This window comes from Bifidobacterium sp. LH_491 (assembly GCF_056356495.1).
Map to the genome: position 1 here is coordinate 859,738 of NZ_JBKEUI010000001.1, position 19,292 is coordinate 879,029.

Sequence of the window (19,292 nt, forward strand, 5' to 3'; positions counted from 1 at the left end):
GTGTCGCACGTTCGGTGCCAGCGTGATGCGCGCGGTGTGTTATCACTGTGTGCAACATCACGTTGGCACTTGTGTGTTTTTTGTCTCTTACTTCCGCGTGTTCCGCGTGGTTCTGTTAGATTTACCTTGGAGTATTTCTAAGATTGGAGGCGGTGTACGGTGACGGCATCAGAGCAACCGCACAATCCCGAACAGAGCGGGGGTGCAGCGCAGGACGTGGAGATGAGCCAGTACGAGGCTGATCGAGCCCGCGTCAGCGAAGAGAAAATCAGGCAAGACGAAGAAATCATCGAGCAATTCGGTGAATATGGCTACGGTTGGCATGATTCCGATGCCGCGGGCGAAGCCGCAAAGAAAGGCATCGACGAGCGGGTCGTGCGCTCGATTTCCGCTGACAAGGGTGAGCCCGATTGGATGTTGGACATTCGTTTGCAAGGGTATCGCTCCTTCGTCGAACAGCCCATGCCTGATTGGGGTGTGGATTTAAGCGGATTCAATGCCGATGATTTCAAGTATTACGTCAAGCCGATCGAGAAGCAGGCGACTTCGTGGGAAGAACTGCCCGATGACATTCGTACCACCTACGATCGTTTGGGTATTCCGGAAGCGGAGAAGCAGCGTCTGGTATCTGGTGTCGCCGCGCAGTATGAATCCGAAGTGATCTACAACTCCATCCAGGAGGATCTGGCCAAGCAGGGCGTGATTTTCGTCGATACCGATACGGCGGTTCGCGAATATCCCGACTTGGTGCGCAAGTATTTCGGCACGGTGGTGCCCCCGGATGACAACAAGTTCGGCGCACTCAACACGGCGGCATGGTCGGGCGGTTCGTTCGTGTATGTGCCCAAGGGCGTGCATGTGGATATTCCTTTGCAGGCGTATTTCCGTATCAATACGCCGAATATGGGACAGTTTGAACGTACGTTGATCATTGCGGACGAAGGTTCCTACGTGCACTATGTCGAAGGCTGCACGGCGCCGATCTACTCGACGGACTCGCTGCACGCCGCGATTGTGGAGATCATTGTCGAGAAGCATGCGCGCGTACGCTATACCACGGTGCAGAACTGGTCGAACAACGTGTACAACCTGGTGACGCAGCGCGCCTACGTGCGCGAGGGAGGCACCATGGAATGGGTGGACGGCAACATCGGCTCGAAGGCCACCATGAAGTATCCGGCCTGCATTCTGGCCGAGCCTTACGCCAAGGCGGAGACCATGTCGCTGGGCTTTGCGGGCAAGGGGCAGTATCAGGACACCGGCGCGAAGATGATTCATTTGGCGCCCCACACCAGTTCCACGATCGTGGCCAAGTCCATTTCGCGTGGCGGCGGCCGTTCGGCGTACCGCGGATTGGTCAAAATCGTCGACGGTGCGGAAGGTTCCAGTTCGTCGGTGGTGTGTGACGCCTTGCTGGTGGATGATTACAGCCGTACGGATACGTATCCGCATGTCGATGTGCGTGAGGATGACGTCTCCATGGCGCATGAGGCTACGGTATCGAAGGTATCGGAAGACCAGTTGTTCTACCTGATGAGCCGTGGATTGGAGGAAAAGGAAGCCATGGGCATGATCGTTCGCGGCTTCGTCGAGCCCATCAGCCGCGAGCTGCCGATGGAATATGCGTTGGAGCTCAATCGCCTGGTGGAATTGCAGATGGAAGGATCGGTGGGCTGATTCTCATGATGCAGGAAAAGGAAATAACGATGCCGGTTGCGGATCCTTCCGATCCGTATGCCATGCCGGCGGCAATGCCGTCCAGTGCCGACAAGTCGGTGCGTTCGTTCGCGGTGGAGGACTTCGCCGTGCCGTCGCGCAAGCAGGATGATTGGCGCTTCACGCCGGTGGAGCGTCTGGCTGAGTTCTTCGACAGCTTCACGGCGTCGGGCAAGACCTCGGTCGCTGTGACCATGATCGATGGCAGCCAGATTGATGGCACGTCGGTGCGGTTGTCCCAGGTGCGTCCCGGAGAGGGAGGCACCGGTACCATAGGCAAGCCTTCCGACCGTGCCGCAGCCGTCGCGTGGAATAGCGCCGAGCATGCGTATGTGCTCACTGTGGACGCCGATCTCGATCAGCCTGTGTTGGTACGGGTACACGGCGAAGACGATGCGTTGGACGCCTGCCATCTGATGATTGTCGCGGCCGATCGGGTGCATGCGGACGTGGTGGTGGAGCATGCGGGTACGGCTCGCTTGGCCGAGGGCGTGGAGATTGTCACCGGAGCGCAGTCCGCGGTTTCCGTCACTTTCGTACACGAGTGGCAAGCTGGCTCCAAGCATGTGGCGAACCATCGCATTCATGTGGGCGAACAGGCCACGCTGCGTCATTCCGTGGTTACCTTGGGCGGCGATGTCGTGCGCATCCGTATGGATCAGGATTTCGGCGGCGAACAGGGTGATTTGAACATGCTGGGCATGTATTTCGTCGATCCGGGCGAACATATCGAACATCGCACGATGGTGGTGCACAACCATCCCGATTGCAAGTCCCGCGTGGTGTACAAGGGCGCATTGGACGGCAAGGGCGCCCATTCGACGTGGGTAGGCAATGCGCTCATCGAGCCTACCGCGCCGGGTACCGATTCCTACGAGTTGAACCGCAATCTGGTGCTGACGCCTGGTGCGGTCGCCGATTCCGAACCGAATCTGGAAATCGAGAACGGCGATATCATCGGTGCTGGTCATGCCAGCTCGGTGGGTCGTTTCGATGATGAGGAATTGTTCTACCTGCAGTCCCGAGGCATTCCCGAAGCCGAAGCCCGCAAACTGGTGGTGCGTGGCTTCTTTGGCGAGTTGGCCGACGAAATTGGCGTACCGGCCGTCGCCGACCATGTGATGACGTTGATCGACCGTCGCCTCGCACGCACGCAGGGTGACGATACGCAAGCCGTATTGGAGGAAAAGTAATCATGGCAACTCTGGAAATCAAAGACTTGTATGCGTCCGTCGAAACGAAGGAAGGGCGCAAGCAAATCCTCAAGGGCGTGAACCTCACCGTGCGTTCGGGCGAAACCCATGCCATCATGGGCCCCAACGGCTCGGGTAAATCCACCCTGGCCTACACGTTGGCCGGCCACCCCAAGTATGAGATCGAATCCGGTCAGGCGCTGCTCGATGGTGTGGACTTGCTGACCATGACCCCCGACGAACGTGCGAAGGCCGGCTTGTTCCTGGCCATGCAGTATCCCGTCGAAGTGCCCGGCGTGTCCATGACGAATTTCCTGCGTACCGCCAAGACGCAGGTCGACGGCAAGGCTCCCGCCATTCGTACGTGGTCGAAGGAATTGTCCGACGCCATGAAACGGCTCAAGATGGATCCGAAGTTCGCCACCCGTTCCGTGAACGAAGGCTTCTCGGGCGGTGAGAAGAAGCGTGCCGAAGTGCTGCAGTTGGAGATGCTGCGACCGAAGTTCGCCGTGTTGGACGAAACCGATTCGGGCTTGGACGTCGATGCGTTGCGCATTGTGTCCGAAGGCGTGAACCGTGCCAAGGAAGAAACCGGCATGGGCGTGCTGATGGTGACGCATTACACGCGCATCCTCAAGTACATCAAGCCGGACATCGTACATGTCTTCGCCGATGGTCATTTCGTCAAGACAGCCGGTCCCGAGCTGGCCGACGAACTGGAGGAGCAGGGCTACGACCAGTACCTGCCCGAAGGCGCCGATTCCGAATCCGCCGTAGCATAGCCGCCGAGGCGGGGTGAGCCGCAACTACCGGCTTGCATGCCGTCACATGTCGTTGCGTCATGTGACGGCATGTGGATAATCGTGACAAGCAATAGACGAGGTGCGTCGTGAATCACAGGATAGAGAACATCCGTTCGGAATTTGCCATATTGAATCAGCAGGTGCATGACAAACCCCTGGTATATCTGGATTCGGCAGCCACCGCACAAAAACCGCAGTGTGTCATCGACGCGGAATGTGAGTTCTATCGCACGGACAATGCCGGCGTGCATCGGGGAGCGCATGAGCTCGCAGCCCGCAGCACGATGGCGTTTGAACAGGCGCGCGCTCAAATGGCGCAGCTTGTCGGCGCGTGCGCCGAGGAGGACGGTGAAGAAATCGTCGTGACCGCGGGGGCCACCGCAGGCATGAATTTGCTGGCCACCGCCATCGGGTATGCTTCGATGGGCCGTGGCGGTGCGGCGGCGCAGCGATTCGCCTTAGGTCCCGGTGATGAGATCGTCGTCACCAAAGCGGAACATCATTCGGTGTTGTTGCCGATGCAGGAGTTGGCCGCGCGTACCGGAGCGACCCTGCGCTGGCTGGGCTTGGATGATGAGGGGTGTGTGCTCAGCGCCAGTGCGCAGGACATCATCACCGAGCGTACCGCGCTAGTGGCGATAACCCATATCAGCAATGTCACCGGAGCCATCACCGATGTGGCGCCAATCGTACGTCGGGCCCATGAGGTGGGTGCCTTGGTGGTGCTCGACGCATGTCAGTCGGTGCCGCATATCGCCGTGGATGTCAAGGCTCTGGATGTTGATTTTGCCGTGTGGAGCGCCCATAAAATGTATGGACCCACCGGCGTCGGATTCCTCTACGGCAAGCGGGCTTTGCTTGAGGCACTGCCGCCGGCGAATTTCGGCGGTTCGATGGTGTCGCTGGCGTGGATGGACGAACCCGCACAATATATGGATCCGCCGGCGCGGTTCGAGGCAGGCACGCAGCCAGTGGCGCAGGTTGTCGGCGCCGGAGTGGCGGCGCAGTGGATGATGAACTTAGGGATGCCGGCGATCATGGAGCATGAACGCGAACTTACCGAGCGCCTGCTGACCATGGACACCATTGAAGGCGTGCATATTCTGGGGCCGCGCGAAGGCCAGCAGCGTATCGGTACGGTGTCATTCAGCGTAGACGGTGTGCATCCGCATGATGTGGGGCAGTATGTGGACGCGCAAGGTGTGGCCATTCGGGTGGGACATCACTGTGCTCAGCCAGTGCATCGGCATTTTGGTGTGTTTGCGTCCAATCGTGCGTCATTGGGTGTCTACAACACCATGCAGGACGTGGAATGTTTGCTGGAAGCATTGCGTCATGTCCGCGCATTCTTTAAGGTGTGAGCTATGGAAGTGATATCCGACGATTTGGAACAGATGTATCAGGAGGTTATTCTCGAAGCCTCCCGTCAGCCACATGGCAAGCAGCACTTTGCCCGTGATTTGGCGGACGAGCGCGGCGCTTCGGCGCAAGTCACGGTAAGCCAGCCGCATGTGGGGTGTCCGGTGGGACAGTCCCACCAGTTCAACCCGACCTGTGGCGATGAGGTTACCGTGCATGTCGAATTGTCGCAGGAGGAACCGTATCGCATCGAACGGGTGATTTGGGACGGTCAGGGATGTTCGATTTCCCAAGCCAGTCTGTCGATTATGGTCGATTTGGTTGACGGTCAGGGATTGGATAAGACCATGGCATTGTCACAGGATTTCCATGCGCTGATGCAATCGCGTGGTGCCGGCGTGGACGATGAGCGGGCACAAAGCTTAGGCGATGCCATCGTATTCCAAGGCGTCTCCAAATATCCCATGCGCATCAAGTGTGCACTGCTGGGATGGGAAGGCTTGAAGGATGCCGTAGCGCAAGCGTTGGCGGCTTCGGATCGCAGGCAGGACAAGGAGTAAATCCATGGACGAAACACTATTTGGTGACGAGACATTGGCGCAGGATTCCCACGCCTACGGGCACGGCGATGATGCGACTGCGACGACGAGCGGTGGATGCTGCGGCGGGTCCGGCCACGCCTGTGCCTGCGCTGGGGAGTCGGATAGCAACATTCCACTCAAAGCGGTCGATGAGATTGGTCGCGCCACCGCAGCCGATGTGCGTGAGGCCCTGCATCAAGTCATTGATCCCGAATTGGGTATCGACGTGATTGATTTGGGTTTGGTATACGGTATCGAAATTGATGCATTGGGCCGCGCCATCATCACCATGACGCTGACCACACCGGCATGTCCGTTGACCGACCTGATTGAAGATGAGTGCGCCAGCACGTTGGCTGGGTTAGTAGAGGAGTTCCGCATCGATTGGACGTGGCAGCCGCGCTGGACCGTGGAAAAGATTACGCCAGAGGGACGCGAACAGCTTGCCGCATTGGGATTTAACCTTGACAACATGCCGCAGTACTAGACGGTGATGCTCACTGCGCGGGACAATGCGTGCCGCCGTTTCACGAGCGTATGGTGTTGCCGTAGCAATGCGGTATGTACCATGCCAATAAACGATGGGGGCGCCGATACATATCGACGCCCCCATCGGTTCATTTGTGGTATGAGTGATCGGTATAACGAGCAGTCGTCACAAGCATTGTGCGTCAGTCGTCGACCACGGTGTTCTTTGGAACTACAGTGATGCCTTCGGGTGTAACGGTGAAACCACGAGCCATATCATGTTCCGTGTCGATGCCTACCGTGGAGTTTTCCGTGAGCACGACGTTCTTATCGAGAATTGCCTTGTACACGCGGGCGCGACGGTTGATGACCACGCCGTCGAACAGAATGGAGTCGACGATTTGCGACCACGAATGTACCCGCACGTTCGGTGAGAGAATCGAATGATGCACCTCGCCTCCGGAGACGATGACACCAGGGGAGATAATGGAATCGGTGGCGTGGCCCATGCGGTCGCGTCCGGAATGGACAAACTTCGCTGGAGGAAGGTTGCCAGACTGGGTATAGATCGGCCAATCGGGATTGTATAGGTTGAAATCAGGAACATAGGCGATCAGGTCCATGTGCGCATCGTAGAACTGTTTAAGCGTACCCACGTCGCGCCAATATGCGCGGTCGGTGTCGTTGGCGCCAGGAATGACGTTCGCGTTGAAATCGTATACGCCGGCTTCATGACGCGCGGCAAAATAGGGGGCGATGTCGCCGCCCATATCATGCTTGGTGTCGGAGGCCTTCTCATCCAGGGCCAACGCTTCAAACAATGCATCGGTGTTGGCTACGTAGTTACCCATGGAGGCGAGGATGGAACTCGGGTCGTCCGGAAGTCCCGTGGTGGTTTGCGGCTTTTCCTGGAAGCTTCGGATCATATTGGGATGATCCGGGTCGACGTCGATGACGCCGAATTGGTTGGACTGGTCGATAGGTTGGCGGATACCGGCCACGGTGAATTCCGCGCCGGACTCGATATGCTGCTGCACCATCTGTTCGAAATCCATACGATACACGTGATCGGCGCCGACGATAACCACAATGTCAGGCTGCACGTCTTCGATGATGTTGACGGTTTGATAAATGGCATCGGCGGAACCGAGATACCAATGCTTGCCGAGTCGCTGTTGCGCGGGCACAGGGGAAACGTAGGAGCCTAGTAGCGGCGAAAAACGCCAGACCTGCGAAATGTGACGATCCAGGGAGTGAGACTTGTACTGAGTGAGTACCACGACCTGACGGTACCCAGAGTTGACCAGATTGCTGATAGGAAAATCAACCAACCGGAATACGCCGCCGAAAGGAACGGCTGGCTTGGCGCGATCGCGGGTCAATGGCATGAGTCGCGTTCCTTCGCCGCCGGCCAAGACGATGGATAGGATCTTGGGATTCTTCGCCATAACGAACTCCTCTCGTGTCAAGCGCCGTTCGGCACCGTATGGGTGGTGGCAGCGCCGTTGCAACCGTAGTAATTCCTATAATTGCATAAAATCACCGTCGTGCAAGTCTATTGTTCCGTGTCTTGGCGAAGCGACAGGACTACGCGCGTGTTGCATAGAAGGCCACGGCACTGGATGCGGCGACATTGAGACTGTCGACACCATGGGTCATGGGAATTCTCACCGTAAGATCGGCCTGTGCGATGGTATGGGGTGAGAGCCCATCGCCTTCGGTGCCGAAAATCAATGCCAGTTTATCGATGCGACTGGGATCGTTGGCGCCGGCATGCAGACGGCGGGTCAGTTCGTTCAAGCTGATGGAATCGTCCTCCAACGCCATGGCCACAGTGGTGAAGCCAAGACCATGCAGTTGTTCGAGACCTTTCCACGGCCAGCCTTGAACATCGTCCATCCCGATACGGGTCCAAGGGACTTGGAACACCGTGCCCATCGATACGCGGGCGGCGCGACGGTACAAAGGGTCGCCGCACGACGGCGTGACCAGCACTGCATCCACGCCAAGCGCCGCAGCCGAACGCATCAATGCGCCGACGTTGGTATGGTCGACGATGTTTTCCATCACCGCCACGCGGGTGGCGTCACGGCACACCTGCGCCACCGTTGGCAGTGGCCAACGTTTCATGGCCGCCAGTGCGCCGCGATGCAGGCGGTAGCCGGTCAGTTGCTTGAGCAAATCGGACGAAGCTACGTAGACGGGAATATCGGGGCCCCAGTGCTCGTCGATGAACACGAAGGTGTCTGCCATGCCTTCGATCCAGCCCGCTTCCACCAGTAGCGAAATGGGTTCGCGACCGGCGGCTAGCGCACGGTCGATCACTTTGGGTGATTCGGCGATGAACAAACCCCGTTGTGGTTCCAGACGGTTGCGCAGCTGCAGCTCGGTGAGGTTGGTGTAGGCGTGCACCCGTTCGTCGAGCGTGTCCACGGTGATGTAGTGCATGGCGTTCCTTCGTGGCCTGGTGATTGCTTCCAGCGGTCAGGCTAGCACGGGCGGGTTATTTTGGTGGGGTCGGATATGAGCGCGTGAGCGCCGGACACGGCAACGATGGCTTCGCTATTATCTATTATCTGCTGTGAGCATATCTCATGTTACTGTTGAGTAATCGGTATAATGGATGCTCCATTCGGCAAAGAAGCCGGTCAGGAGGCGATGCGCCCATGGATACGTCAATGAAAAGTATTCTGGTTGTTGACACTGATATTCCGACTGCGGTGATGTTGTGCAGGGCATTGTCGCACAGTGCGCTCGGCGGCATGATGTTTGTGCCGTTGGATTCTTTGGATGCGGTGGGAACACTGATGCGTACTGGCGCGGGGCATGTGGATGCGGTGATGGTGGATACGTCTCAACATTGGAAGCAGTCGATCGCGCGCTGTCGCCTATTGCGCATGCAACAACCGACGGTACCTATTGCCGCATTCAGTGTATTTCCGATGCAAGCTTACGCCGCACGGTTGGCGCATGCCGGAGTGCAAGGGTTGGTGCACAGCGCCGATATCGCGGTGTTGGCTGACGCGGCCCGCAATATCGCCGATGGGGGAGTGTGGCCGTTGTGGAGCATGCCGGATTTGGCGTTGGATACCTGCTGGCAGGCGTATGTGCGGTTAAGTTTGCAATCGAGGGCGAATATCGACGACCGTATGAGAAGAGCCATGACGGCGTTGGCCGCCAATGACACCGTTCGCGGCACGGCGCGGTGTTTGTCGGTGGAGTATTCGACTATGTGCGTATACGTTCGCCGGGTGTACCGCCAGCTGGCGGAAGATGGCGATGCGCCGAAGGTGTGCGCATGGCTGGAACGGGTGATGGACGCCGAGGAAATCGCCCGCTAGGATAGATGTCGCGGTGTTGCGGCCCGTGCAGCGGACATTCGCATATGGAGTGTTGGGCGCGCCGTTGGCTGCAATGGCGGATGAGTTGACCCGGCTTGTTGCATAGAATGGTGATACAACCAGGAATCAGGGCAGTCGGGAGGTTGCATGCGTGTGCGCACAAGATGGTTGGGTATTGCGAGTTGGTCTGCATCCGACCGGATCTCAGGCATGGCGATGCTGACGTGTGCGTTGTGTGGACTCGTGCTGGCGAATACGCCGGCCACCGCAGACGGATTTGCGCGGGTAATCGACACGCAGCTCGGTATTCCCGGCACCAATATCAATCTTCCGGTAGCCCATTGGATTGAGGACGGGCTGTTGACGTGGTTTTTCCTTACCGTAGGACTTGATCTTAAACAGGAGATGACCACCGGCTCGCTATCCAGCCCCAGAGCGGCGGCGGTGCCGATGATTTGCGCGGTGGGGGGTATGCTTATGCCTCCCGTGCTGTTCGTCGCCACCGTATGGGCGAGCTTCGGTGTCGGCATGTCACAATATGCATTGCCGCAACTGTTACAGGGATGGGCGATACCTACGGCGACGGATATTGCATTTTCATTGGCGGTACTGGCATTGTTCGCCAAAGCGCTGCCCGGATCGATACGGGCGTTTTTGATGACGCTTGCCACTGTCGATGACTTGCTGGCCATTGTGCTGATAGCCGTGTGTTTTTCCGCGCTGCATGCGTGGTATTGGTTCGTCGGTATTGCGGTATGCGCGTGTGCGTGGGCGTGGCTGGTGCGTCGCCGCAGGGTACCGTGGTTGGTGGTGGCGTTGGTGGGTATGCTGGCATGGCTGATGATGTTTGAGGCTGGTGTGCACCCCACGTTGGCTGGCGTGTTGGTTGGTTTGATCACACCGTCGCGCGAACGTTTCGGCGAGGCCACGCCGCGTGCCCAGCGATATCGTGATAAACTGCAGCCGCTGTCCAATATGGTGGCGTTGCCGGTGTTTGCCATTGTCGCCACTGGCGTGCGTCTGGAAGGGTTTTCGTGGGCTTCGCTGATATCTCCGCAGGTGGTGGGCATCGTGGTGGCGCTGGTGGTTGGCAAGCCGTTGGGCATTATGATGACCGCGTGGGTGAGCACGCATTGGGCGGGGTTACACATGCCTCAAGGGCTTCGGGTACGTGATATCATGCCGATGTCGTGTGCCTGTGGCATTGGATTTACGGTATCGCTGCTCATTGCATCGATGGCTTACGATGACGCGATATTGTCGGCACAGAGTCGGTGTGCCGTGTTGCTGGCTTCTCTGGTTGCCGCGGGTTTGTCGGGTGTATTGTTGCATCGACAGTCGTTGCGGTATGAGCGGCAGGAGTGCCACGACCTGCAATCTACCCAGAGCGAATCCTTGCGCGATATCGGACAGGATGAAGTTACGATGATCATGGAGGACGGCATGCAGGCCGTCACGCAATCCTTGGCGAAAGAAGGGCAGGATGACCGCACACAGCGAGACGGGTCGCAACCCGCATCAGGAGACGGTTCGGACCGAACATAGTCTGGGCGCGGCTAGCGCATATGAACGCGACGAGGGACAGCGCGGACGACTCTTATGGGCGGACACGTATCATCGTGGCGCGGAAATCATGCGCGGCCCCATGATTCCGCAGGATAGCAGCACCGCCAGTTTGTTACGTGCCGACGAGCAAACCGAATGGCTGCACAGCGATCCGTGGCGTGTGCTGCGTATCCAATCGGAATTTGTCGAAGGATTCGGTGCGTTGGCTGAGCTTGGTCCTGCGGTGAGCATATTCGGTTCGGCGCGTACGTCGCGCAGTCACGCTGATTATCGGGCCGCTCGACGTATGGGACGGCTATTGGCACAGCGACGGGTGGCAGTGATTACCGGAGGAGGGCCGGGCGTTATGGAAGCCGCCAATCGTGGTGCGGCTCTGGCAGGCGGCAAATCGGTGGGGCTGGGCATTGAATTGCCGCACGAACAAGGCTTGAACCAGTGGGTAAATCTTGGTGTGCGGTTTCGTTATTTTTTCGTGCGTAAAACCATGTTCGTCAAGTATTCATCCGGTTTTATCATTTGTCCAGGCGGATTTGGCACATTGGATGAATTGACGGAGCTATTAACGCTGATGCAAACGCATAAAGTCGACGCGATGCCGGTGGTGTTGTATGACCGGCAGTATTGGCAAGGCCTGTTGGACTGGATCGGCAGCACCATGGAGACGCGGCGCACGGTATCGGCATCGGATACGAGTCTCTTCACTGTGACCGATGATCCGGACGAAGCCGTGGACACCGTGCTTAACGGCATGCGCCGGCTTTAGTGTTTGCGGGCGATCAGCATGCCCATGCCAAGGGGGCTGAACAGTACGTCGAAGCGTTCGTCGCGTTCCACCTTCTCCAACAATGCGGCCATGTCCTCGTCCAAGTCATCGTGACCGGAGGTGAGCAGGTCGGTGAATACCAACAGGCCGTTGGGAGCCAGTAGGCGCGGTGCTTCCTCCAACGTTTCAGCATAATGGGCATGGTCGGCGCAGACGATCAGCGCATCGTAAGAGGCGGCGTTCAATCGGGGTAGGAAAGTGCGGGCCGAAGCGTGTACGGTGCGTACGGTGGTGTGGGTGTCGTCGCCCATCAGCACGACAGCGGCGCGGGCGGCGGCGATGTTGCGGGCAGAATCATCGACGATGGTGAGCTGTCCGGTATGGGATAGCCCCTCGCATAGATACACCGGTTCGAGGGGGGAATGCAAGCCCACCGCGATCACCGAACGTGCTGCCGCCAGACGCACTAGCATGGAGAGTGTTGCGGCTTCGCTGGAGGCGCCGTGCGGGCAGTCCTTCGTTCCGGCATCGGCGGCGATGGTGCGCTTGGTGTCGTCATAACGTTCGATGGCGTGTCGCTCCGCGCAGTGCAGTACGGCTGCTGCGTCATTGGCAGAAATATGTTCCATAAGGTGTACCTTACCCGTAGTCGTGGTTGGCAATGTTGTCAGACGATATTATTTGTCGCCTTGTCGGATCGATGTGATGAGCTGCCAGATTTCCTCGCCCACGTCAATGCCACGTGGGCATTCGCGCGAGCAGGCGCGTACCGACTGGCAGGCCGCGATACCGTCTGCGGTGTCGATGGCGTTGCGGCGTTCGTCGGTGGCAGTGTCACGTGAATCATTGATGAACCGAGAGGCATTGATCAGCGCTGCCGGGCCGATGAACGCGTCTCCACCCGCATACACCGGGCAGCTGCCTTCGCATACGCCGCAGGCAATGCAGTTGCTCAGTAGCTCGTATCGGGCAAGTTGGTCGGGATGCTGCAAATATTCGAAGACGTCGACCTTACCTTCGCTGGTGGTCGCCAGACGTCCGTCGGCACGCAGATATGGTGTCAGACGGCGAATCTGGTCGAGCATGGGATCGATGTTCACCACCAAGTCACGAATCACGGCGAAACCAGGTAGAGGGGCAAGCGTTACCGTACCCCACGAGTGGTCGTTGCCGTTCGCATGGTCGGTATTGGGATCGGGTGTGCCGGTTTTGCGGAAACCCTCCTCGTCACTGGTCCCGTCATCTGGTTTGGCCCAGTTGCCGATGGTGGCGCTGCACAACAATGTAGGCGTGCCGTTAATGCAGGCGGCATCCGATCCGCACATGCCATGGCCGCACGAGTAACGAAATGCCAGCGTCGGGTCGATGTCGCGTTTGATGGCGAGCAGACAATCCAACACGGTGGTGGAGGAACTGGCCGCAATGGCGTATTCTTGCGTCCACTGTTTACCGCGGGAGCGTCGAGATGCGCCAAAAGCGGCGGTTTTGGCAAAGGGGCTGGCCGCACGTTCGCGGCTGCGCTCACGGGCGGGGCGCGGTGCAAACCGCTCCACCCGAATGATCACCGTACGCATGGTCTGATTGTTGTCGCTCATTGTTCCCGTCCTGCTTTCACGCCGTCCACCAGTGTGCCACATGCCCTGCCCGCGTCAGTAGGCACGCTGTTGGGGCGGCATGTCGGTGATGTGCACCGGCTGCCAGGTCACCGTGCCATGCGCGTCAGTCATGGTGTGGGCGAGGAATCGGTTGTCGTCGCGGCCGGGGTGATCGAGACGATGGAACGCGCCGCGTGATTCCTCGCGACTGAGTGCGGACCGCAGCATGACGGTTGCCACACACAGCAGGTTGCGTACTTCCCAAATGGCGGTGAGCTCCTGATTGCCGATGGCGATTTCGCTGTGCGCCCGCAGACGTTCGGCGCGGGGGCGCAAGTCGGTGTCAATATCATGCAGCGCCTGACGCAAGGAGGACTCGTCACATTGCACGGCGGCCGCGCGTTCCATAACCGCGCCTAGGTCGGCCATCAGACGATAGGGGTTGTCATCGGTATTGGTGTCATGTTCGCCAGTGTCCAACAGTGCGGCTACATCATCACGACGTGCCTGCGCCGCCTGCTGTACCAGTGCGGCTCGGCGTTCATCGTCCACCTCGCCGTCATATGGATCGGTGGCGCTGATGAGCTGTGCCATACTCGCTCCGGCGCGCGTGCCGAACAGGCACGCATCGAGCAAGGAATTGCCACCCAAGCGATTCGCGCCATGCACGGATACGCACGCGCATTCACCTGCGGCGAACAGGCCAAGCATCGGTTTGCGTTGGCCGTCCTGCCATTGGTATATGCGTCCGTCGGTGTCGATGGGAATGCCGCCCATGGTGTAATGCGCCGTAGGCTTGATGGCAATCAGATCGGTGTGCGGGTCAAGATTGGCATACCGCTCTATGGTTTCGACAACCTGCGGCAGCGTACGATGCAGGTGATCGGTGTCGATATCGCGCAAGTCAAGCCAGACGCAGTCGCGCGGACCTTGTGGGTCACGTGGGTCGGCTACTCCTCGTCCGGCTTCCACTTCGCTGATAATGGCACGACTGACCACGTCTCGCGCTGCCAGGTCCCCGTGTTCGGGTGCGTATCGAGTCATGAAGGCCTCACCCTTGGCATTACGCAGGACGCCGCCTTCAGCGCGAGCCGCTTCCGACAGCAGGATGCCGGTGTGCGCCAGGCCCGTGGGGTGGAATTGCATGAATTCAAGGTCTTCCATCTGCATGCCGCAGCGCAATGCCAGAGCCATACCGTCACCGGTTAAATCCCATGAGTTGGAGGTGGTATGAAACAGTCTGCCTGCGCCTCCAGTGGCGAACAGCACTGATCGGGCGCGTACGGCGTGTACTGTGCCAGTGGTGGTGTCGAAGGCGATGACACCACATACGGCGTGGTGTTCCTCGTCGACGATGACGTCGGTGACATACCATTCTTCGGCTACGTCAACGCCGGCGGCCACACACTGCTGCCACAAGGTGTGCAGAATTTGGTGTCCGATGCGGTCAGCGGCGTATGCGGCGCGCTTCACGGGTGCCTTGCCGTATTCGGCGGTGTGGCCGCCAAACCGCCGTTGTGCGATATGACCGTCTGCAGTGCGGGAGAATGCGGCACCCATGCGTTCGAGATTGATGACGGTTCGGGGCGCTTCCTGCGCGAGGATTGCTACGGCATCTTGATCGGCCAACCAATCGCCGCCTTTGATGGTGTCATAGTAGTGCCATTGCCAATGGTCCGGTTCCATATTGGCTAGGCTGGCTGCGATGCCGCCTTCGGCGGATCCAGTGTGTGAGCGCAATGGTTGCAGCTTGGAGATGACTAATAGTGAAGGTCGGTGCCCTCCGTCACTGGCGGTGCGGTAGGCATCGCTGTGGGTGATGCTGAGCGCTGCGGACAGTCCGGCCGCTCCTGATCCGATGATGATGGCGTCGATGGTATCTTCCACATGCTTTGGGCTCATATGAACGATTGTCGCATAGGGGCGGACGATAATGGGAGTATGAGTGAGTCGTTTGCCAGTAGGGTGTATGCGGTGGTGTGCCGCATTCCGCCGGGATATGTGGCCACATATGGGCAGGTTGCCGCGTTAGCGGGCAATCCGCGTGCCGCCCGTATGGTGGGCTATGCGCTTCATGCGAATCCTGCGCCGGGGGTTATCGCATGCCATCGGGTCGTGTTTCGTGATGGATCCCTGGCTCCGGGATTTGCGTTTGGCGGGCCTGAACGTCAGCGGGCGTTGCTTGAGTCTGAATCGGTAGTGTTCGTCAAGCCGGCGGATGGTCGGCCTAATGCGGGCGCTCCGGGCGCGCGCGTGGATTTGAACCGGTGCCAGTGGCGGCAATAATGCTGCCGTGGTCATATTCGATGAGCGCGTTGCATTCCAGCATGCCCAAAGCACCCACGACGGTGCTGACGTCTATGCCGGCATCGTTATGGGTTTCGGCGTTGAGTCGCGTGTGCAGGGCGTCGAGGGTCAGTCCGGTTCGGCGTGATTGATGCAGCATGGTGAGTATGCGCTGTGCTAGTGGGGAGAGCTGCGGATGGATGGCGCCATCGTCCGTGGTCGGAGCATCGTCGAACTGGGGGTTGTCGAATGTGCCTTGCTGCATCGGCGGGTGTGCTGGGTGTGATATCACTTGGTTGGAGGCTTGGGCGTCATCGGCTGATTCGGATGAGTATGGCGGACGCGGGGGATTCACGAGGGTGAGGTGCGTGGCAGGAGCCGATGGCAAGGCAGCGTGTTGCAGCGTCGCCGATGCATCGGTGTGCGCAGGCTTACGCGCATGCTCATGAGGATGGTCGACCATATCGACGGCTTCTTGCACGGAGCACAGCATGGTGGCTTTGCCGTCACGGATGAGATGATTGCATCCGGTATGGTGCGAGGCAAGAATGCTGCCGGGAATCGCATACACGGCACGCCCCAGTTCGTTGCCCCAGTTCGCGCTGTTCAACGCTCCGGAACGGTGGCGCGCCTGTGTGACGATAATGCTGTGCGACAATGCGGCAATAATGCGGTTGCGCAATAGAAAACGCCGTGCTTGGGGAATGGTGCCGGGGCACAGTTCACTAATCAATGTGCCGCCATGTTCCATCATGGCGGCAAACAGACGCTCGTTGCTGCGCGGGCCGATATGGTTCAGGCCTCCGGCAAACACCGCGACCGTCGCGCCGGTGTGCGCGTCACGTTCTCGCGCGGCGACGGCACCCCAATGCGCCGCGGCGTCAACCCCCATGGCGCCACCGGAAATCACCAAATGGCCCTGTTCGCTAACTTGTTCGGCAATGGCATGGGTGAGCGCACGCATATCATCGCTTACTGCACGAGAGCCGACCAGCGACACCGGGCGCGCACAACTTACGAGGGCGTGGCGCTCGCCTTGACCCCACAGGCATAGTGGGGGCGCCCAGTCGCGCCGGGTCGCCAAATCGTGCAATTGCTGCGGCCAGCAGTCGTCGTGAGGGCCGATGATCCATTGTCGACCTGACACCGTTAGCCATTGCCGCAGTGTCGACTCATCATCGGCGGGCACAGCGTCAAGCCGTTGGATCCAGCGAGCCAGCGTCCGATGAAACGCGCGCATGCCACGGGCATCCAATTGGGCGCCCCAAGCATGCACGCCACGCGCAAACACGTCATCCCCGGCTGTGCAGGGTGCCGATCGGCGTATCTGGTCGGCGCAGGCATACAGTACGTCCACCGCGTGGCATGCGTCGTCGCATCCCCGCACCAACGCCACCATCAACGCATCGGCACCATCCAGACAATGGGTCAGCACCGCACGGGCCAGTGTATCATCACGCAAACGCATCATCACGCAGCCCTCGTTCGCAACGTAATGGCCTGCATAATATCCTCCTCGCCTGGTGCTGGACGGGCTTGCAAATCAGCCAACGTCCACGCCAAACGCAACGTACGATCCGCGCCGCGCAGCGTCAGACGCGTATCGCGCACCGCGGCGTCGATAGGGCGCATCACGGCAGAAGGCGTATGCTCGCGCAGCCACGTACCCGAGGCCTGCGCGTTGCACCGCCATCCCAAACCGGCGAAACGATGCGCGGCGCGCTCGCGGGCCTGTATGACCCGTTCGCGTATCACCGAGCTTGGCAAGGATGGCGATGATACGCTGATGCGCTGCGATACCGGCGGTACCTGAATTTGCAAATCAATACGATCCAACACCGGGCCAGACAGTCGGGCAAAATAGCGCACTCGTTCTCGCTCGCGACATGTGCATCGTTCGCCCGTGCCATAACCATACCCACACGGGCAAGGATTGGCGGCCATAATCAACTGGAACCGAGCAGGATATGTGGTCACTCCATGCGCGCGAGACAAGGTCACCATCCCCGTTTCCAGCGGTTCGCGAAGATTTTGCAACGTCCGAGGAGCGCATTCGGGAGCCTCGTCGAGAAACAACACGCCATGATGCGCACGGGTAATGGCGCCAGGTCTGGCAACGCCGTTGCCGCCGCCGATCAGTGCCGCAGTGGACGTGCTGTGGTGCGGCGCTTCAAAAGGAGGGACGTCGCTAATGCCATGACGCTGCAGCGTGCCACAAATAGAACGAATGGAAGCAACCTCAAGCTGGGCATCCTCATCCAAGGGTGCCATAATGCCGGGCAGGCGAGAGGCCAACATACTTTTGCCCGAACCGGGCGGGCCCGTCAACAACATGTGATGGCCGCCCGCGGCAGCTACCTGCAACGCCCACTTGGCATGTTCTTGGCCGATGACTTCGTTCATATCGCCAACCGCAGCATGTTCATCGGGTTGGGTGGGTTCCCAGAGCGATTCAGGTTCTTCGTCGATTGGTTCATATCGCACGCTTGCGCCCAACGCCAGCATGAACTCGCCAATATGGCGCACCGTGCGCGTTTCGATATCTGGCACCAACGCGGCTTCCTGCGCGTTGCCACTGGGAATGATGGCTTCACGAATCCCGCGCTCGCGGGCATGCAGCAACATGGGCAAAATCCCATGAATGGGTTGTACGCGGCCATCAAGATTGAGTTCTCCAAGCACCAATGTGCGGGACAGCCGGTCGCTGTCAATCGCTCCGGCGGCACCCAGAATGCTTGCCGCAATCGCCAAGTCATGCGACGCTCCATACTTGGGCAACGAAGCCGGAGACATGTTCACAGTGATGCGCGTTTGCGGCCACGCGAACCCCACACAATGACATGCGGATTTGACGCGCTCGCGGGCCTCGCTCAACGCCGTATCCGGCAACCCAATGATGGCGCAATACGGCAAACCGGGAGCGATGAAGGTCTGCACGTGAATAACACGGGCTTTCAAACCGACCAAGCCAATGGACAACGCGCTTCCGATAGCCATTAGAACGCACTCCTGATATGAGAGCATCGCACTTTGTCGCCGGCCAGACGCACCGCCAACACGTCAAAACGCACGCCATGATGCTCGACGCGTTGGCCTTCGTCGCTCAACCATTGCAGCGCCGTATGCCGCACGGCCTCACGTTTGTGACCATCTACGGCCTCCTGCGGTGTGCCGAATCGTGTGGTACGCCGGGTTTTGACCTCGACGAAGACCATAATGCCTCGAGGGTCGAGAGCAATGATGTCGATTTCGCCAAAGCGACTGCGCCAGTTCATCGTCACGATTCTCCACCCATGAGCTTGCAGCCATGTGGCCGCGTATCGTTCGCCCAAAGGGCCGATATGACGTTGATTGCTGGCATTCAGCAGCGAGTAGGCTGCCGCCCGCAATGCAGCTGCATGCAGGTCAGCGTCAGAAGCGGTTTGCGTGCGAGAAAGTGCCACATCGTCAGCCATCTGGTCGAAGGCGGCCGTACGCGGGCGAGGTGTGAGCGTAGTCGTAGTCATGGCCGCTAGTTCATCACGCCGTGAACTCGGCCGGCAACCGGCCAAGGACGTGGTGGTCGAAGGCTGGGGGCTTCGGCGTGTTGTGGATAACCGCGCGACCGCTGCGCAAGAGACA

At 59.2% G+C, this 19,292-nt stretch carries 18 protein-coding genes; 10 read left to right on the forward strand and 8 right to left on the reverse strand.

Annotation, left to right across the window (positions count from 1 at the left end; translation table 11 throughout):
• Positions 1–222 precede the first annotated feature (222 nt).
• The 6 genes from sufB to AC1AWK_RS03150 all read left to right on the forward strand — a co-directional run bounded on the left by sufB (position 223) and on the right by AC1AWK_RS03150 (position 6,139).
• The gene (gene sufB / locus AC1AWK_RS03125; RefSeq protein ID WP_476569573.1) at positions 223–1,677 is read left to right on the forward strand and encodes a Fe-S cluster assembly protein SufB; all 1,455 of its coding nucleotides are present in this window, start codon (positions 223–225) and stop codon (positions 1,675–1,677) included.
• 5 nt (positions 1,678–1,682) lie between these two features.
• The gene (sufD, locus tag AC1AWK_RS03130; RefSeq protein WP_476568043.1) at positions 1,683–2,909 is read left to right on the forward strand and encodes a Fe-S cluster assembly protein SufD; all 1,227 of its coding nucleotides are present in this window, start codon (positions 1,683–1,685) and stop codon (positions 2,907–2,909) included.
• Between the two features lie 2 nt (positions 2,910–2,911).
• Entirely contained in the window at positions 2,912–3,691 is a 780-nt protein-coding gene (gene sufC / locus AC1AWK_RS03135) for a Fe-S cluster assembly ATPase SufC (protein ID WP_476568045.1), read from the forward strand.
• Between the two features lie 107 nt (positions 3,692–3,798).
• Positions 3,799–5,073, forward strand: a complete 1,275-nt coding sequence (locus AC1AWK_RS03140; RefSeq protein WP_476568047.1) for a SufS family cysteine desulfurase — start codon at positions 3,799–3,801, stop codon at positions 5,071–5,073.
• 3 nt (positions 5,074–5,076) lie between these two features.
• Positions 5,077–5,631, forward strand: a complete 555-nt coding sequence (sufU, locus tag AC1AWK_RS03145; protein WP_476568049.1) for a Fe-S cluster assembly sulfur transfer protein SufU — start codon at positions 5,077–5,079, stop codon at positions 5,629–5,631.
• Between the two features lie 4 nt (positions 5,632–5,635).
• Positions 5,636–6,139 (forward strand): metal-sulfur cluster assembly factor, encoded by a 504-nt coding sequence (locus tag AC1AWK_RS03150; protein WP_476568050.1) that lies wholly within the window; start codon positions 5,636–5,638, stop codon positions 6,137–6,139.
• A 184-nt stretch (positions 6,140–6,323) separates the two neighbouring features.
• Here AC1AWK_RS03150 and glgC read toward each other — a convergent pair whose 3' ends face one another.
• Positions 6,324–7,568, reverse strand: coding sequence for a glucose-1-phosphate adenylyltransferase (gene glgC / locus AC1AWK_RS03155; protein ID WP_476568052.1), 1,245 nt, complete (start codon positions 7,566–7,568; stop codon positions 6,324–6,326).
• A gap of 139 nt (positions 7,569–7,707) precedes the next feature.
• Positions 7,708–8,568 (reverse strand): TrmH family RNA methyltransferase, encoded by an 861-nt coding sequence (locus tag AC1AWK_RS03160; protein ID WP_476568053.1) that lies wholly within the window; start codon positions 8,566–8,568, stop codon positions 7,708–7,710.
• 230 nt (positions 8,569–8,798) lie between these two features.
• Between AC1AWK_RS03160 and AC1AWK_RS03165 the strand changes: the two genes are divergently transcribed.
• The 3 genes from AC1AWK_RS03165 to AC1AWK_RS03175 all read left to right on the forward strand — a co-directional run bounded on the left by AC1AWK_RS03165 (position 8,799) and on the right by AC1AWK_RS03175 (position 11,790).
• The gene (locus AC1AWK_RS03165; protein WP_476568054.1) at positions 8,799–9,461 is read left to right on the forward strand and encodes a hypothetical protein; all 663 of its coding nucleotides are present in this window, start codon (positions 8,799–8,801) and stop codon (positions 9,459–9,461) included.
• A gap of 147 nt (positions 9,462–9,608) precedes the next feature.
• Positions 9,609–11,006, forward strand: coding sequence for a Na+/H+ antiporter NhaA (gene nhaA, locus AC1AWK_RS03170; protein ID WP_476568055.1), 1,398 nt, complete (start codon positions 9,609–9,611; stop codon positions 11,004–11,006).
• Entirely contained in the window at positions 10,945–11,790 is an 846-nt protein-coding gene (locus AC1AWK_RS03175) for an LOG family protein (protein ID WP_476568056.1), read from the forward strand. Before nhaA ends, AC1AWK_RS03175 begins: the two co-directional genes overlap by 62 nt.
• On the opposite strand, the gene AC1AWK_RS03180 is transcribed toward AC1AWK_RS03175, so the two are convergent.
• Genes AC1AWK_RS03180 through AC1AWK_RS03190 form a run of 3 tightly spaced genes read right to left on the reverse strand, consistent with a single transcriptional unit; the run spans position 11,787 to position 15,287 of the window.
• Complete coding sequence (locus tag AC1AWK_RS03180) at positions 11,787–12,419, reverse strand: O-methyltransferase (RefSeq protein WP_476568057.1); 633 nt, start codon at positions 12,417–12,419, stop codon at positions 11,787–11,789. The genes AC1AWK_RS03175 and AC1AWK_RS03180 overlap by 4 nt on opposite strands.
• A 48-nt stretch (positions 12,420–12,467) precedes the next feature.
• Positions 12,468–13,385 carry a succinate dehydrogenase/fumarate reductase iron-sulfur subunit gene (locus AC1AWK_RS03185; protein ID WP_476568058.1) on the reverse strand — a complete coding sequence of 306 codons (918 nt, stop codon included), beginning with the start codon at positions 13,383–13,385 and terminating at the stop codon, positions 12,468–12,470.
• A gap of 54 nt (positions 13,386–13,439) precedes the next feature.
• Entirely contained in the window at positions 13,440–15,287 is a 1,848-nt protein-coding gene (locus tag AC1AWK_RS03190) for an FAD-binding protein (RefSeq protein WP_476568059.1), read from the reverse strand.
• A gap of 39 nt (positions 15,288–15,326) precedes the next feature.
• Here AC1AWK_RS03190 and AC1AWK_RS03195 point away from each other — a divergent pair, with 39 nt between their 5' ends.
• Complete coding sequence (locus tag AC1AWK_RS03195) at positions 15,327–15,671, forward strand: MGMT family protein (protein ID WP_476568060.1); 345 nt, start codon at positions 15,327–15,329, stop codon at positions 15,669–15,671.
• Here AC1AWK_RS03195 and AC1AWK_RS03200 read toward each other — a convergent pair.
• The 3 genes from AC1AWK_RS03200 to AC1AWK_RS03210 are packed head-to-tail and all read right to left on the reverse strand — an operon-like array spanning position 15,613 to position 19,177.
• Complete coding sequence (locus AC1AWK_RS03200) at positions 15,613–17,142, reverse strand: DNA-processing protein DprA (protein WP_476569575.1); 1,530 nt, start codon at positions 17,140–17,142, stop codon at positions 15,613–15,615. The genes AC1AWK_RS03195 and AC1AWK_RS03200 overlap by 59 nt on opposite strands.
• Positions 17,142–18,668 (reverse strand): YifB family Mg chelatase-like AAA ATPase, encoded by a 1,527-nt coding sequence (locus tag AC1AWK_RS03205; RefSeq protein WP_476568061.1) that lies wholly within the window; start codon positions 18,666–18,668, stop codon positions 17,142–17,144. The genes AC1AWK_RS03200 and AC1AWK_RS03205 overlap by 1 nt, the downstream gene beginning before the upstream one ends.
• On the reverse strand, positions 18,668–19,177 hold the full coding sequence (locus AC1AWK_RS03210; RefSeq protein WP_476568063.1) for a YraN family protein: 510 nt from the start codon (positions 19,175–19,177) through the stop codon (positions 18,668–18,670). The genes AC1AWK_RS03205 and AC1AWK_RS03210 overlap by 1 nt, the downstream gene beginning before the upstream one ends.
• Positions 19,178–19,292 lie beyond the last annotated feature (115 nt).

Coding starts and splice junctions, on each gene's coding strand:
- AC1AWK_RS03210 (WP_476568063.1), bottom strand. CDS start 19,177: ATGACTACGACTACGCTCACACCTCGCCCGCGTACGGCCGCCTTCGAC.
- AC1AWK_RS03190 (WP_476568059.1), bottom strand. CDS start 15,287: ATGAGCCCAAAGCATGTGGAAGATACCATCGACGCCATCATCATCGGA.
- AC1AWK_RS03185 (WP_476568058.1), bottom strand. CDS start 13,385: ATGAGCGACAACAATCAGACCATGCGTACGGTGATCATTCGGGTGGAG.
- AC1AWK_RS03195 (WP_476568060.1), top strand. CDS start 15,327: ATGAGTGAGTCGTTTGCCAGTAGGGTGTATGCGGTGGTGTGCCGCATT.
- sufC (WP_476568045.1), top strand. CDS start 2,912: ATGGCAACTCTGGAAATCAAAGACTTGTATGCGTCCGTCGAAACGAAG.
- glgC (WP_476568052.1), bottom strand. CDS start 7,568: ATGGCGAAGAATCCCAAGATCCTATCCATCGTCTTGGCCGGCGGCGAA.
- sufD (WP_476568043.1), top strand. CDS start 1,683: ATGATGCAGGAAAAGGAAATAACGATGCCGGTTGCGGATCCTTCCGAT.
- AC1AWK_RS03150 (WP_476568050.1), top strand. CDS start 5,636: ATGGACGAAACACTATTTGGTGACGAGACATTGGCGCAGGATTCCCAC.
- AC1AWK_RS03205 (WP_476568061.1), bottom strand. CDS start 18,668: ATGGCTATCGGAAGCGCGTTGTCCATTGGCTTGGTCGGTTTGAAAGCC.
- AC1AWK_RS03165 (WP_476568054.1), top strand. CDS start 8,799: ATGAAAAGTATTCTGGTTGTTGACACTGATATTCCGACTGCGGTGATG.
- sufB (WP_476569573.1), top strand. CDS start 223: ATGAGCCAGTACGAGGCTGATCGAGCCCGCGTCAGCGAAGAGAAAATC.
- sufU (WP_476568049.1), top strand. CDS start 5,077: ATGGAAGTGATATCCGACGATTTGGAACAGATGTATCAGGAGGTTATT.
- AC1AWK_RS03180 (WP_476568057.1), bottom strand. CDS start 12,419: ATGGAACATATTTCTGCCAATGACGCAGCAGCCGTACTGCACTGCGCG.
- AC1AWK_RS03200 (WP_476569575.1), bottom strand. CDS start 17,142: ATGATGCGTTTGCGTGATGATACACTGGCCCGTGCGGTGCTGACCCAT.
- AC1AWK_RS03175 (WP_476568056.1), top strand. CDS start 10,945: ATGACCGCACACAGCGAGACGGGTCGCAACCCGCATCAGGAGACGGTT.
- AC1AWK_RS03160 (WP_476568053.1), bottom strand. CDS start 8,568: ATGCACTACATCACCGTGGACACGCTCGACGAACGGGTGCACGCCTAC.
- nhaA (WP_476568055.1), top strand. CDS start 9,609: ATGCGTGTGCGCACAAGATGGTTGGGTATTGCGAGTTGGTCTGCATCC.